Annotated in this window: 13 protein-coding genes; 4 read left to right on the top strand and 9 right to left on the bottom strand. The window is 65.7% G+C overall.

The features are described from left to right. Positions 1 to 10 precede the first annotated feature (10 nt). Positions 11 to 403: a (R)-mandelonitrile lyase gene (locus tag J2S97_RS08540; RefSeq protein WP_307048304.1), complete on the bottom strand. Its 393-nt coding sequence runs from the start codon at positions 401 to 403 to the stop codon at positions 11 to 13. A gap of 306 nt (positions 404 to 709) precedes the next feature. Here J2S97_RS08540 and J2S97_RS08535 point away from each other — a divergent pair, with 306 nt between their 5' ends. The 3 genes from J2S97_RS08535 (at position 710) to J2S97_RS08525 (ending at position 2,447) form a co-directional block, all read left to right on the top strand. Beyond that, complete coding sequence (locus tag J2S97_RS08535; protein ID WP_307048302.1) at positions 710 to 994, top strand: carboxymuconolactone decarboxylase family protein; 285 nt, start codon at positions 710 to 712, stop codon at positions 992 to 994. Positions 995 to 1,122: 128 nt separating this feature from the next. Next, positions 1,123 to 1,356: a hypothetical protein gene (locus J2S97_RS08530; RefSeq protein ID WP_307048300.1), complete on the top strand. Its 234-nt coding sequence runs from the start codon at positions 1,123 to 1,125 to the stop codon at positions 1,354 to 1,356. 47 nt (positions 1,357 to 1,403) lie between these two features. Beyond that, complete coding sequence (locus J2S97_RS08525) at positions 1,404 to 2,447, top strand: NAD(P)-dependent alcohol dehydrogenase (protein ID WP_307048299.1); 1,044 nt, start codon at positions 1,404 to 1,406, stop codon at positions 2,445 to 2,447. Positions 2,448 to 2,572: 125 nt separating this feature from the next. Here J2S97_RS08525 and J2S97_RS08520 read toward each other — a convergent pair whose 3' ends face one another. Then, positions 2,573 to 5,680 carry an alpha-amylase family glycosyl hydrolase gene (locus J2S97_RS08520; RefSeq protein WP_373460525.1) on the bottom strand — a complete coding sequence of 1,036 codons (3,108 nt, stop codon included), beginning with the start codon at positions 5,678 to 5,680 and terminating at the stop codon, positions 2,573 to 2,575. Between the two features lie 185 nt (positions 5,681 to 5,865). Between J2S97_RS08520 and J2S97_RS08515 the strand changes: the two genes are divergently transcribed. After that, positions 5,866 to 6,735, top strand: a complete 870-nt coding sequence (locus J2S97_RS08515) for a putative protein N(5)-glutamine methyltransferase (RefSeq protein WP_307048297.1) — start codon at positions 5,866 to 5,868, stop codon at positions 6,733 to 6,735. On the opposite strand, the gene J2S97_RS08510 is transcribed toward J2S97_RS08515, so the two are convergent. The 7 genes from J2S97_RS08510 to J2S97_RS08480 all read right to left on the bottom strand — a co-directional run bounded on the left by J2S97_RS08510 (position 6,732) and on the right by J2S97_RS08480 (position 14,165). After that, a complete protein-coding gene (locus J2S97_RS08510) occupies positions 6,732 to 7,718 on the bottom strand; it encodes a glycosyltransferase family 4 protein (RefSeq protein WP_373460524.1) in 987 nt (328 codons plus the stop codon). The two genes, J2S97_RS08515 and J2S97_RS08510, sit on opposite strands and share 4 nt — an antisense overlap. Before the next feature lie 82 nt (positions 7,719 to 7,800). Next, positions 7,801 to 9,960, bottom strand: a complete 2,160-nt coding sequence (locus tag J2S97_RS08505; RefSeq protein ID WP_307048293.1) for an amylo-alpha-1,6-glucosidase — start codon at positions 9,958 to 9,960, stop codon at positions 7,801 to 7,803. Between the two features lie 241 nt (positions 9,961 to 10,201). Further along, positions 10,202 to 10,735, bottom strand: coding sequence for a hypothetical protein (locus J2S97_RS08500; protein ID WP_307048291.1), 534 nt, complete (start codon positions 10,733 to 10,735; stop codon positions 10,202 to 10,204). 148 nt (positions 10,736 to 10,883) lie between these two features. Continuing rightward, positions 10,884 to 11,147 carry a GlsB/YeaQ/YmgE family stress response membrane protein gene (locus J2S97_RS08495; RefSeq protein WP_307048289.1) on the bottom strand — a complete coding sequence of 88 codons (264 nt, stop codon included), beginning with the start codon at positions 11,145 to 11,147 and terminating at the stop codon, positions 10,884 to 10,886. 134 nt (positions 11,148 to 11,281) lie between these two features. Then, positions 11,282 to 12,112, bottom strand: a complete 831-nt coding sequence (locus tag J2S97_RS08490) for an aldo/keto reductase (protein WP_307048288.1) — start codon at positions 12,110 to 12,112, stop codon at positions 11,282 to 11,284. Positions 12,113 to 12,180: 68 nt separating this feature from the next. Further along, the gene (locus tag J2S97_RS08485; protein WP_307048598.1) at positions 12,181 to 13,200 is read right to left on the bottom strand and encodes an NAD-dependent epimerase/dehydratase family protein; all 1,020 of its coding nucleotides are present in this window, start codon (positions 13,198 to 13,200) and stop codon (positions 12,181 to 12,183) included. Next, complete coding sequence (locus J2S97_RS08480; protein WP_307048286.1) at positions 13,194 to 14,165, bottom strand: aldo/keto reductase; 972 nt, start codon at positions 14,163 to 14,165, stop codon at positions 13,194 to 13,196. Before J2S97_RS08480 ends, J2S97_RS08485 begins: the two co-directional genes overlap by 7 nt. Between the last annotated feature and the right edge of the window lie 19 nt (positions 14,166 to 14,184).

Here is a 14,184-nt window from a genome sequence, read left to right as displayed (position 1 = left end):
CAGGAAACCCCTACTCCGAGCGGTCCACGTGCTCGGCCCAAGCGGTTTCCGGGCCCTCCTGGCCTTCGCCCAAGGCTTCCCACATGGCCAGGTGGCACATGAAGTGGCCCGGGGCGGCGCCGTGCCAGTGCTCTTCACCCGGCGGCGTGTAAATGGTGTCGCCGGGACGGATCTCGATGACCTCGCCGCCGCGGGACTGGACCAGGCCACGGCCTTCGGTCACATGCAGGGTCTGGCCGTTCGCGTGCGAGTGCCACGCGGTGTGGGCGCCCGGCGAGAAACGGACCATATTCACGCGCAGCTGCGAGGGTTCCTCGCCCCTGGCGATCACGTCGAACCAGACGTCGCCGGTGAACATTTCCGCGGGTCCCTTGTTGCTTGGCGTCTTCGGCTGGATTTCCAACTGGTCTCCCTTTGTTGCTGGACTTGCGGCTGCCTTGCGTTTGGCTGGATTGCGCGCCAGTGGGCGTCGCGGCGGCGCCCCATAGGCGCGGCGTTTCACGCATTCAACACTAGGAGGCTTCACCGGCGGCTGGGAGGCCCTGTCAGTACCTGTATCAGCAGAACCTTCCCCGCGCGGAGAGGACGCGGTTTGTTGGATAAGCACCGAAAACATCCTAAGGAGCACCACCATGGCAACAGAGACCCCCTCACCGGCCCAGCGGCTCATCGGCGACGCGCGCCCAAACTGGCGCAGCTTACCGACGACGTGCTGTTCGGTGACGTCTGGGCGCGGCCCGGGCTCTCACCCAAGGACCGCAGCCTCATCACCGTCGCGACGCTCACCGCGCTGTACCGGACAGGACAGCTTCCCTCCCACCTGCGCCTGGCACTTTCCAACGGACTCTCCCCGGACGAGCTGGTGGAGGCCATCACCCATCTGGCCTTTTACGCAGGGTGGCCGAACGCCATGACGGCCGCCACTGCGCTCAAGGAAGTCCTTGCAGAACAGGCCACCCCTGCGGAAACCACGACGACGGCGCACGCCGGCTGACCGGCCCAACGCACCGTTACATCAACCCACGCTCCTGCTCATGGGCCGGCACAAGGACCGTACGGACCTGGGACTCGAATTCGGTGCCACGGACATCAACCGAACGCGGGGACGAAGGGATCGAACGCATGCGCGAACTCACCGGCGGCGACGGAACGCACACGGTGCTGGAGTGCGTAGGCACCCAGGACGCCATTGACACCCCCGCCCGGGCCTACATCGAAGAACTCATGCCGGACATCCTGTCGGGAACAATCCAGCCCGGCAAGATGTTTGACCATACTGTTGCCCTCGACGACGTCCCCGCCGGCTACCGGGCCATGGCCGACCGCGCATCGCTCAAAGTGCTCATCCGCCCCTAAGACTTCCACCCAACCGAACCAATCCCTCACCCAACATTGGAGAGAAATTGCTTACCGCTAACGCTTACGCTGCCCCGTCCGCTGACGGAGCCCTCATTCCCACCACCATCGAACGCCGCGACGTCGGGCCCCACGATGTGCTGATCGAGATCAAGTACGCCGGCATCTGCCACTCCGACATCCACACCGTCCGCGGCGACTGGGGACCCCAGCAGTACCCGCTGGCACCGGGCCACGAAATCGCCGGAATCGTCACCGAGGTCGGCGCCGAAGTCACCAAGCACACCGTCGGCGACCGCGTCGGCGTCGGCTGCATGGTGAACTCCTGCGGCGAATGCGTGAACTGCGAGAAGGGCGAGGAGCAGTACTGCCTCAAGGGAATGACCGGCACCTATGGCGCCGTGGACCGCGACGGCACCATCACGCAGGGCGGCTACTCCACCCACGTCGTGGTGACCGAGGATTTCGTCGTCCGGATCCCGGAGGGCATCGAGCTCGACGTCGCCGCGCCGCTGCTTTGCGCCGGCATCACCACCTACTCGCCGCTGCGCCACTGGGGCGCGGGACCCGGCAAGAAGGTGGCCATCGTGGGACTCGGCGGGCTCGGACACATGGCCGTCAAGATCGCGCACGCCATGGGCGCCGAGGTCACCGTGCTCTCGCAGTCACTGAAGAAGCAGGAAGACGGCCTGCGCCTGGGCGCGGACCACTACTACGCCACCAGCGATGAGAACACCTTCTCGGACCTGGCCGGCAGCTTCGACCTGATCATCAACACTGTCAGCGCCAAGATCGACATCAGCTCCTACCTGCAGCTGCTGACCCTCGACGGTGCCCTGGTGAACGTGGGCGCCCCGGCGGAGCCGCTCCCGGTGAACGTGTTCTCGCTGATCATGGGCCGCCGGTCCTTCGCCGGCTCGGCAATCGGCGGCATCCGCGAAACCCAGGAAATGCTCGACTTCTGCGCCGAGCACAACCTCGGCGCCGAGATCGAAGTCATCCCGGCCGAGAAGATCAACGATGCCTACGAACGCGTCCTGGCTTCCGACGTCCGCTACCGCTTCGTCATCGACACCTCCACCCTGGTCTAAGAAGGCAACAAAACCACGCACCACAAAGCAGCGCCGTCCTCAGGAGAGGGCGGCGCTGCTTTCCCGGTTAACGTCCACGAGCTGGACCGCCACGCCGGTGGTAGGCGCGCCCGGGCCCGGGACGCCTAGCCGGCAGTCATCACGTGGGTGAAGTGGTCGTACCGGATGGTGAGGGGGCCGCCGTCGTGCGCCAGGCTGATATTGGCGCCGTTCGGCGAGCCGCCGGCACCGTAACTCACATTCCAGGACCGGTCCAGGGCAGCCTTGAACTCGTAGGTACCGGCGGGAAGGTCGGGTACGGACAGCTTCCAGACCAGGTCGGCGGGGTCCAGGACCAATTGGGCCTTGTCGCACGCCGGCAACCAGTCCTCCGGGCATCCCAGCTCCGAATTCATGCTGCCGGCCGCAGCCACTGCGCCGGGTTGCTGCGACGCGTAGACCGGGCTGAGCAGATGGGTCGTGTGGTCGTACCGGAAGGTGACGGCACCTCCCGGGTGCTCCAGCGCGATGTTCTGGCCGTTGAAGGCGCCGCCTGCCCCGTAGTTTTCGCCCCAGCCGCCGTTGATGGCGGCCTTGAACTCGTACGTTCCCCTTGGAAGTTCAGGCACCGTCAGGCGCCAGACCTTGTCCGCCGGGTCGAGCGACATGAAGGCGGAGGCGCAGGCCGGCTGCCAGTCGCCCGGGCAGCCGAGCTCGGAATTCAGGCTGCCGGCCACCGTGACCGAATCCGGCTGCGGGATTTCACCGGCCACAACGGTGCGGATATTGCTGACCACAGTCGCCGCGCCCGGAACGGACATCGTTGCCCGGTAACGGACCCCGGTGCCGTCGGCGATCCCCAGCGCCGCAAGATCGTCGAAGACCGTGTAGGCCGGCGATGAGCTGTCCGAACCGATGGCAGTCCAGCTGCCGCCGTCCACGCTCCGCTCGAAGCTCACCGTGTAGTCGGCCTTCTCCGGGCTGGCGGTGGCACTGACTTCCACCTTGCCGTCCACGCTGCCGCCCTCGGCCGGTTTCTGCATTATGAGGACAGGGGAGGGGACAGCGCCCGTCCGGGCTGCGCTCGCGGAGGTGTGCCCGCCGTTATCGAGGACCACTGCGCGATATTCCACAGCCGTGCCGGGGTTCAGCCCCGTGACCTCGTGGAACACCTGGTACGGGGCGGTGTCGTCCGTGCCGATCGGCTCCCATTCCCCGCCCGGTGTCCGCGCCTGGAAGGTGACCTCGTAGAACGAGGAACTGTCGACGTCGGCCGCCACCCGGATCCTGCCGTTGTCGCCCGCCGCCGTGGCCGGCTCCTGGAGCACGACGGCGGGGGCCGCCTTGGAGTGCGGAATCCGGCCTGACGATTCGTAGACCACTGCGGAAAGCGGCGGGACGGTGACGGTGAGTTTGCCGTCGGCGGCCGACTTGGACTCCGCCGCGGAGCCACCGGTGTCCCCATAGACCCGGCTGTACGTGCGCTTGGAGATGTACGTGGGCACCGCTGCCGTCTGCGCCGTCTCGCTGTTGTTTACTGCCACCACGTATTCGCGCTGGTCCTTCGCGTCAGTGCGGGAGAACGCGTAGATGCCAGTACCGTTCGAGGCGTACCGGTTCTGGTGGGCGCCGTTTCGCAGGGCCGGATGCTCTGCAGTCAGCGCGGCGAGTTCGCTGATCTTGCCGTAGAGCGGATGGCCGGTGTCGAAGTTGTCCGTGGCATGCGTGGCGTCAGTTCCCAGCAGGTCATCGTCGAGATATTCGGGCACCTGGCTGGCGAAGAGCGTCTGCCGCGCATCCTGGTCCCCGCCCGGCCCTGTGAAGCCCTGCTCGTCGCCGTAGTACACCACGGGGTTGCCCCGCGAGAAGTACATCAGCTCGTGGGCCAGCCGGTCCCGGGCAACGCGTTCGGCATCGTCCGTCCCCGGGTTGTCCGCGGCAATGAAGCTGCCGATCCGCCCCATGTCGTGGTTGCCCAGGAACGTGGGGAGTTGGTAGACGTTGGAGTCGGCGTCGGTGTACCAGTCGTCCGCTGCGAAGAACGTCTCAAGGTTCGCGGCCGCCTGGCTGCGTGAGGCAAAGTTCCTGGCGGCGTCCTGGAACGGGAAGTCCAGGACGGCCTGCATCTCGTTGCGGGTGGTGAACTGGGAGGTGAAGCTCTTGGAGGTGTCAAAAACCTCGCCGAACATAAAGAACTCGTCCTTGCCCTGTTCCCTGGCGTAGTCCAGCACCCTGGGGCCGAACTCCTGCCAGAACTCGTCGTTGACGTGCTTCATGGTGTCGATCCGGAAACCGTCCACGCCGAAGTCCTTGATCCATGTTTCATACACATCCGCCATTCCGTCCACCACGGTGGGGTGCTCTGTGAAGAGATCGTCCAGGCCGAAGAAGTCGCCGTAGAAGGAGTCCTCGCCCTGGAAGGTGGTGTCACCCCGGTTGTGGTACAGCGCGGGATCGTTCAGCCAGGACGGCACCTTGAGGTCCTTTTCGGCGGGTTCCAGCTTAGGCGTGTACGGGAATGATGTTGCCGGGTCCAGCGCCGGGAACGTGTCCTTTCCGGCGTAGTCACGGTCGTCGAACTCCACGCCGGCGGCTGTCTTGTAGGGCGCGGCGTCCTTCGGGACGTACGGCTTGCGGGCGTCCTTGGGGTCTTCTCCGTAGCCGATCACGTCCGCGGTGTGGTTGGTGATGATGTCGAAATAGACCTTCATCCCGCGCGAGTGCGCCTCGTCGATCAGCGCCTTCAGTTCAGCGTTGGTCCCCAGGTGCGGGTCGATCTGGGTGAAGTCGGTGACCCAGTAGCCGTGGTAGCCGGCCGATTTGTCCTCCGGCTGGACCGCTTTGTTCTTGAAGCTGGGCGTCAGCCAGATGGACGTGGTGCCCAGGCCCTGGATGTAGTCGATCTTGTCCAGCAGTCCCTTGAGGTCGCCGCCGTTGTAGAAGCCTTTTTTCGTCGGGTCGAAGCCGGACACCATCGGATCGGAGCCCAGCCCGCCGTCGTCGTTCGCGCTGCTCCCGTTGCTGAAGCGGTCCGCCATCACGAAGTAGAAGTTCTCGTCCGTCACCGGAGCGCGGAGCGAATGGGCGGCCGACGGCGAGCCGGGGCCTTTCGCCTCAGGCGTCGCGTGGGCCGGTGCCGCCAGCGAGGCCGCGGCAACCAGCGCCGCGACGGCTGCGGCGGCAAGCCTGGCAGGCGGCCTGAGGGGTGAATGTTTGCACGGTGGATTCTTATGGATTGCACTGCGGGAAAACACGATGAGGAAACCTTCCGGTAAGCGACATTGCTGCTGTGAAGGACGATGCGGGAGACCGGCTACTGAGAGCCAAGTCACACTGTAAGCGCTTGCACCGACATTTTCCAGCAAATCCCAAGGTTGCTTGGCACCGCTCTTCGTTCGATAGCATGAATCCCATCGACCGCTGCTGAGGGAGCCCGCTTTTGCCACCAGAAAGCTCATTGCGGACCGGTCAGCCCGGCCGGACGGAATCTGCGGACAGTCCGGACGACGCAGTCCGCCGTCTCCGCGCTGCCGGCTGCGTCTTTGCCGAAGACGAAGCCCGCCTGCTCACAGGCGCGGCAGCCTCAGCCGCTGAGCTGGACGCGATGATTGAACGGCGCATCGCCGGGCTTCCCTTGGAGCACATCCTCGGTTGGGCTGAGTTCTGCGGGCTTCGCGTGGGGGTCGCTACAGGCGTGTTCGTGCCCCGCCGACGGACCGAGTTCCTTGTCCGGCAGGCGGAGCTGCTGCTCCGCGGTTCCCACGACGGAGGATCCCACGACGGCGGGCGGGGCGCCGCCGTCGTCGACCTCTGCTGCGGTTCCGGGGCCGTGGGGGCTGCCCTGGCAGCACGCGTGGCCGGGATCGAACTGCACGCCTCGGACCTGGACCCCAATGCGGTGCTCTGCGCCAGGCGGAACCTTGAGCCGGCCGGCGGCCGGGTCCATGAGGGCGACCTCTTCGAACCGTTGCCGGACCGGCTCCGCGGCCGCATCGGAATCCTGGTGGCAAACGCTCCCTACGTCCCCACGGCGGCGATCGGGACCATGCCGCCGGAAGCCCGCACTCACGAGCCCCGGATGTCCCTGGACGGCGGTCCGGACGGGCTGGACATCCAGCGAAGGGTTGTTGCCGGGGCGCCGGACTGGCTTGCGCCCGGCGGGCACGTGCTGATCGAGACGAGCCGGCGCCAGGCGGGGCGGACCATCGGGCTCATGCGGCAGGCCGGACTGGCGGCGCGGCTCGCCGGCGACCCGGAGCTGGACGCCACTGTGGCGATCGGCACTCTCGCGGGCAGCAGTACAGGTTAGAACCCGGCAGCGGCCTGCTCCTCCGTTGCCCGCGGGGATCCCGCCAGCAGCGCGGAGTAGAGCCGGATGTACTCCCGGACCATCCGCCGTGAACTGAAGCGCTGCTCGGCTGCCCGCCTGCAGTCACTGCGGCGCAGCCAGATGCAGCCGCGGAGCGATTCCGCGAGGCCCTGTAGGCTGTCCGCGAGGAACCCCGTTTCGCCGTCGCTGATGATTTCCGGGGCCGAACCCCGACGCGTGGCCACTACCGGCGTGCCGGCGGCCAGCGCCTCGATCATGACCATACCGAACGGTTCCGGCCACTGGATCGGATTCAGCAGCGCGACGGATTCACCCAGCAGCAGGTACTTGTCCGCTGTGCGCAGCTCGCCGAGGTATTCGATGTCCGTGCCCAGCAGCGGTTCGATCACGTCGTGGAAGTAGTCCTGTTCAAACGGTTCGCGCATCTTAGCGCCGATCCGCAGCGGGATGCCTGCCTGGCGTGCCACCATGATGGCCTGGAGGACTCCTTTATTTGGGTGCATGCGCCCCAGGAAGCAGGCTCCGCCGTTGGGCGACGGGCTGTACCGGACGGACCGGACATCGATGCCGTGATGGATGACGGCGTCGATCTTCACTCCCCGGGCGGTGGACGCCTGGTGGTGCGAGATGGCCACGAGTGATGCTTCCCGGTGCATGGCGCGGTAAATCTGCGTGAGTTCGTCGTCGAACGGCCCGTGGAGGGTGGTGACACGGGGAACATCCGGCACCCTCCGCTGGCACAGCGGGCCCAGCAGCGTGTGGTCATGCACGATGTCCACATCCTGCATGGCTTCGTAGGCGCGGAGAACGTGCAGGATCTCCTGCCGTCCCGAGTCCATGCAGAGGTCGGACGATTCCGAGAGGCTCGGAACCCTCGGAACGGGACAGGTGCTGTCGGCCGAGGCGGCAAGCACAACGTCGTGCCCTGCCTCCGCGAGCCCCACGGCAAGCGTGTGGACCACCGATTCCGTCCCTCCGTAGCTAGGCGGGGGTACAGGAATCCAAGGTGGCGCCAAGATGCCGATACGCATTGTGCCTCCTACATCAGCCAGCCTTCCGGCCGGGGTCATGGTGGACCCTAATGAGGTCCGCCAGGGGTTCCTGCGTCCCCAGATGCAGCTCAATCGACGGCGGCAGCCCCGTCACGTGTGCGCTGTTGCCCGAGACCTCGATGGTCAGCCGGGAACCGGCCAGCGGCATTTGCTCTTTCCGCAGGTAGCCGAATCCGTCCGGGAAGGCAGGGCTCAGCCAGAGCCGGCCGGTGGAGGCGGACGGATCAAATCGCAGCAGGACCCGGATGAGGTGGATGGGCGTGGCCGATGCCCAGGCCTGCGGTGAGCACGACGACGGGTAGGCAATCGGGGCCCGGCCCGCTTCGCGCGGGAAACCGCAGAACAGCTCCGGGAGCCTGCCGCCGAAAGCCTCCGCGGCGTCGAAGATGGCCATGGCCACGCGCTGGGACTCTTCAACGAAGCCGTAGCGCATCAGGCCGGCGGCAATCAGGGCGTTGTCATGCGGCCAGACGGAGCCGTTGTGGTAGCTGACCGGGTTAAAGGCGCCCATGGTGGAGGCCAGCGTGCGGACGCCCCAGCCGGAGAACATGTCCGGCTCCATCAAGCGCTGCGCCACAAGGAGCGCCTTGTCATCGTCCACGATGCCTGACCACAGACAGTGCCCCATGTTGGAAGCGCAGGCATCCACGGGCCGTTTGTCCTTGTCCAGGGCCACGGCGAAGTATCCGCGTTGCGGCAGCCAGAACCTGCGGTTGAACTCCTCTTTGAGTGCGGCAGCCCGGTCGCCCCAGGTCCGGGCAAGGGTGGCGTCTCCGGTGTCCAAGGCCAGCAGCGCCCGGGCCACGTAGGCGCTGTAGACATAGCCCTGGACCTCGCAGAGTGCGATGGGTGGTTCAGCGAGCGTGCCATCCGCGAAATTGATGCCGTCGTAGGAGTCCTTCCAGCCCTGGTTGAGGAGCCCGTGCCGGGTGGCGCGCTCATATTCCAGAAAGCAGTCCCCGTCCCGGTCCCCGTAGTTGGTAATCCAGTCCAGCGCCCGGTCCGCACTGGGCAGGAGTTCCTGCACCGCCTGCGGCTCCAGTCCCCAGCGGCTGACCTCCCCCAGTAGCATGACGAACAACGGGGTGGCATCCGCCGTCCCGTAATAGATCCCGTCCCCGCCCAGCGACAGGGCGCCGCCTGCACCGAGGCGTACCTCGTGGAGGATCCGCCCGGGCTGCTCCTCTGTGAGCTTGTTGATTTTTTGGCCCTGGTGTTCGGCCAGCGTCTGTAGAGTGCCCAGCGCGATGGTGGGATCCACGGGAAGCGCCATGAGGGAGGTCAGCAGGGAGTCGCGTCCGAACAGGGCCATGAACCACGGTGCTCCCGCGGCAATCACGGTGCGGTCCGGATGCGCCGGGTCCGGGATCCGCAGCGAGCCCAGGTCCTGCTGGCTCTGGCGCAGTATCCTTTCGAGCACCGGATTGTCCGTGCTGATCTGCGGTGCGGCAGCCCACCAGCGTCGGTGGCGCAGGGCGGGAACCGACTCATGGTGCGGGACGCTGGCCGAGAACTTGCCCGGCGGTTCGCTGCCGTCCGAGCTGGGTGTGACCACAATGGTGGCGGTCCAGGATCCTTTCGCCGGCACCGTCACCTTGAACATCACGCCGTGCCGGTTCACGTCCCCTCCCGGGGCGCTGACCGTGACACCCAGCAACCTGCCGTTGTGGCGCCCGCTGATGATCAGCCGGTGGCCCTCAGGCCGGTGTGAGGGGCGCAGCTGCCTGGTCTTCCGGCCGGCCTTGACCTCGAACAGGTCCGCGAAGTCTGCTTCCACCGCCAGTTTGATGCTGCAGGGCGCGGGAGCGCTGGAGTAGTTGCGCACGGTCAGCGTCTCCCGGACACCGTCGCCCACCTGCCGGTCACGCTCAATCACCATGGGACGGTCGGCTGCTCCGTCCGGCTGGGGCGCACGGCCGGTGAACACCGCCCGGTACGGTTCCGGGTTCACCGCCATGAGTCCTTCCACCACGTGGTTGTTGACCATCAGGTTCCAGCGCGAGAGGATCCGGGTGTCCTGGTAGTAAGCGCCGTGCGCCAGGGCGGGGTCCAGATCACCGTTGCCGGCCGAAATCAAGAAGGAGGATCCTTCGACGATGGTCACGGCGTCGTGGCCGATTGATCCGGCGGTCTCCAGCGTCCAGCCATTCATGGCCGCCGCCGACGAACAGGCCGCGCCGGAGTGATTGCGTGAATTGAGGCGAGACGTCGAAAGCTCATGAATTCACTCCGGACCGAGGATTCAGTGGCCAACTGCTTAGCCACCCACATTCTAAAATTCCTGCTGACTTCGGGCAAGGAATCTTGGGCTGGCACAGGAACGGGGTCCTCCCGGGCCGGACAACGCATCCGGCCGGGAGGACCCCGTGCTGTTGAGGATGGACCCCGTGGAGCTAGCTGGAAGTCCGCTCGGGGTTCGTGTTCGTGGCGGCCCCGGCAGGCGTAGCGCCGCCTTCGTCGGACCAGTCCTGGCCGGTTGCATCATTCAACGCCGGGTCGCTGGTGACGTCCGGAGTGCCGGTGCCCGGGGTGCTGGTGTCAGAGGTGCCCAGGTTGACGGTCTCCGGGTGCGTGCTGTGCGACGGGACGTAGTCGCCCGCCGGCAGATCGCTCCCAGTGCTGGAATCACCGGCTTTCGCCTGGCTGTCCTTGGTGCTGTTCTTGCCGGAGCCGGCCGCGTTGTCCCGGTGCACGGCCGAGCTGATGACCGTGCCTGCGCGGCGGGCCGCCTCAGTCAGCTGGTCAGAGACTTCGGGCGCCTTTTCCTTGACCGCCTCGGTGGCTGCGGCCACTTTGTCCTGGACCGGTTTGCTGTCCCAGAGGGCGGCAGCGCGTGCCTTGATTTTCTCGTAGGCGGCGCGGCCGGACCTGGATCCGAGGATAAAGCCCGCTGCCATGCCTGTACCAAAAAGAAGTTTTGCTTTCATGTTGTACTCCTGCTCCGTGAGAAGGTTCCGTACTCGGGCGGACCGTGTAGGTGGTTGCCCACCAACAAATGGCCACAGCCTAGAGCCCTGAATGAAAAAACGGCCCCAGGAAAGAATCCCGGGGCCGTTTTTCAGGCCAGACTCCGCTTTAGCGGGCTGTGCGCTTAGTGATCATGCCGTAAACAAGCAGGACGATGATCGCACCGCCAATGGCCAGGAGCCATGTGGACAGCGAGAAGAACTCGTTGATGCTAACGCCGAAGAGCAGGCTGCCAATCCAGCCGCCCAGGAATGCACCCACGACGCCCAAGATGAGCGTCATGATGATGCCGCCACCCTGCCGGCCAGGGAGGATTGCCTTAGCGATTGCTCCGGCGATGAGGCCCAGAATCAGAAATGCGAAAAAACCCATTTTATCGTTCCTTCTTCTTTCATTGAGGAGGTGCCCGGATCCCGGGCACGCTTCATCCTTCTCCCTAATACTAATCATGCTTAGTATTAATCTTCCAGTCGGCGGACCTGTGAATTTCTGCGGAGCGCCGGCTTTCAGTGGCCTTGGACGTCAGAATTCACTCCGGACTCGTCACCTCCATCCAGCGTGGCGATTGCATTAATGTCGTCCGGATCCAAGGCAAAGCCGAAGATGCCCAGGTTCTCTTTCATGCGTTGTGGATTGGCCGACTTGGGGATGGCAACCAGGCCCTGCTCAACGTGCCAGCGGAGGACGATCTGGCCGGCGGTCTTGCCGTGCTTTTGGGCGATCCTTCCCAGTACTGGGGCGTTCAGGAGGTCGCTGCCCGCGCCCAGCGGGCTGTAGGACTCAGTGACGATTCCATGCCGCCGGTTATAGGCAATATCCACTATCCGGGTGATCGTCGGGCTGACCTGGATCTGGTTGACGGCCGGCACAACATCGCAGGCGTCCATCAGTCTCTCCAGGTGCGCCGGCTTGAAGTTGGAGACACCGATTGACCGCACCTTGCCGTCTGCCTGCAAACGTTCAAAAGTTTTCCAGGTGGAGATAAATTCGTCCCGCCGGGGGAGCGGCCAGTGGATCAAAAGCAGGTCCACGTAGTCCAGCCCGAGTCGTTTAAGCGATCCTTCCAGCCCGGCCACGGCCCTGTCCTGCCCTTGGAACTCGCCGTCCAGCTTTGTGGTGATGAAAATCTCGGAGCGGTCCAGGCCGCTGGAACGAACGCCGTTACCCACTCCCGCTTCGTTGCCGTATTTCACCGCAGTATCGATATGTCGGTAACCGGCTTCCACGGCCTGCACAACGGCGGCGGCCACCTGCTTGTCGTCCAGCGGCCAGGTCCCCAGCCCGATCTGGGGAATCCGGTGTCCGTCATTGAGCTCAATCACTGGTGAAAGTGCCATTTATAGAGTCTTTCCTATCGGAGTCGGTTTGCACAGATGTCCAACGGCACAGTCTTCCAACCGTCCGTTTACGGCCGGCGGGCCCAGCCGACGAGCCGGTCGCTGAGTTCCATAAAACCGGCATCAACCTGCTGCAGCCCGGGGTGGGCATCGTGCCATTGGACAATTTCATGGGCGCCGTCCGCGAATGGGATGGAGGAGTGGAAGGACGGCACCAGCGACTTGATCTTCGAGTTGTCGAACACCACGGAGTGCGCCCTGTCGCCGAGCAGCCACGGGCCGCGTGCGGGGTCGTGCGCGGCGATGGTGTCCGAGGCCACGTGCACCAGCTCCGGCTCTGCGATGCCGGCCGCCCGGGCAAACAGCCGGTACACCTGGTCCCACGGAAGGAACTCGTCGGAGGTGATGGTGTAGCTCTCGCCCACTGCCTGCGGCCGGCCCAGCAGGCCCACGAACGCCTTGGCGAAGTCCCGGCTGTGCGTCAGCGTCCACAGCGATGTGCCGTCCCCGTGGACCAGCACCGGCAGGCCCCCGCGCATGCGGTGGATGTCCGTCCAGCCGCCCAGCAGGGCAATTTTCGTGCGGTCGTAAGTGTGGGAGGGCCGGACCACTGTGACCGGGAAGCCGTCGTCGCGGTAGGCCCGCATTAGCAGGTCCTCGCAGGCGATCTTGTCCCGGGAATACTGCCAGAAAGGGTTGCGCAGCGGGGTGGACTCCAGGATCGGCAGCCGGGCGGGCGGCTTCTGGTAGGCGGAGGCTGAGCTGACGAACACGTACTGGCCGGTCCGGCCCGTAAATTGCTCAATGCCGGCCGCAACGTGGTCGGCGGTGAAGGAAATGAAGTCCGCCACGGCGTCGAACTCGCGGCCGCGCAGCGCCTCGCGGACGGCTGCGGCGTCCCGGATATCGGCGGTCACCACCTGCGCGCCTTCCGGCGCCGGGCGGTCGGCGGACTTTCCGCGGTTCAGGATGGTGAGCCGGTGACCCAGCGCGACGGCGTGCTCCGCCGCCGCCGCGCTGATCACGCCGGTTCCGCCGATGAACAGGATGTCCGACGGCGCCGCCACCGTTGCGGGAAGACTCACCAGGCGTAGTCTTCCGGGGCGGTGCGATGGCCGGGGAAAATGTCGTCGAGGTGCTTGAGCGCATCGGCGTCGAGCGTCACGTCCAGGGCCCGGATCGCGGCGTCGAGCTGTTCCTGCGTGCGCGGACCCACGATCGGTGCGGTGACCGCGGGCTGGTGCAGCAGCCAGGCGAGGGCAATGTCCCCGGGTTCGTGGCCGAGGTCGTCGGCCAGGTCCTCGTACTGGCGGATCTGCTCCTGGTGCTTCTTGAGGGTCTCGGCCGCGCGGCCCTCGGTGCGCCGGACGCCGTCGCGCTCTTTCTTCAGCACGCCGCCAAGCAGGCCACCGTGAAGGGGCGACCACGGGATCAGGCCCAGGCCGTACTGCTGCGCGGCCGGGATGACTTCCAGCTCCACGTTCCGGGTGAGCAGGTTGTAGATGGACTGCTCGCTGACCAGGCCGGTGAAGTGCCGGCGCGACGCGGATTCCTGGGCCTGGGCGATGTGCCAGCCGGCAAAGTTGCTGCTGCCCGCGTACAGGATCTTGCCCTGCTGGACGGCCACTTCCATTGCCTGCCAGATCTCGTCCCAGGGTGTGTTCCGGTCGATGTGGTGGAACTGGTAGACGTCGATGTAGTCCGTCTGGAGCCGCTTGAGGCTTGCGTCGAGGGCCCGCCGGATGTTCAGCGCGGACAGTTTGGACTCGTTGGGCCGGTCTGTCATGGTGCCGTAGAGCTTGGTGGCCAGGACCGTGCGTTCGCGACGTTCGCCGCCCTGGGCGAACCAGCGGCCAATGATTTCCTCGGTCCAGCCGTGCTTGCCGGAGCCGCCGTAGACGTTGGCGGTGTCAAAGAAGTTGATGCCGGATTCCAGGGCGGCGTCCATGATGGAGTGCGCGGCCGCTTCTTCGGTCTGCGGTCCGAAGTTCATGGTGCCCAGGCACAGGCGGGATACTTTCAGGCCTGAACGGCCAAGGTGCGTGTACTGCATGCTGAGGGTCCTTTGGATT

The organism is Arthrobacter oryzae, from assembly GCF_030812315.1.
In the GTDB taxonomy this organism is placed as follows: Bacteria; Actinomycetota; Actinomycetes; order Actinomycetales; family Micrococcaceae; genus Arthrobacter; species Arthrobacter oryzae_B.
Note: the sequence above shows the minus strand (reverse complement) of the source record. Positions and strands in the feature narration are given on the sequence as shown.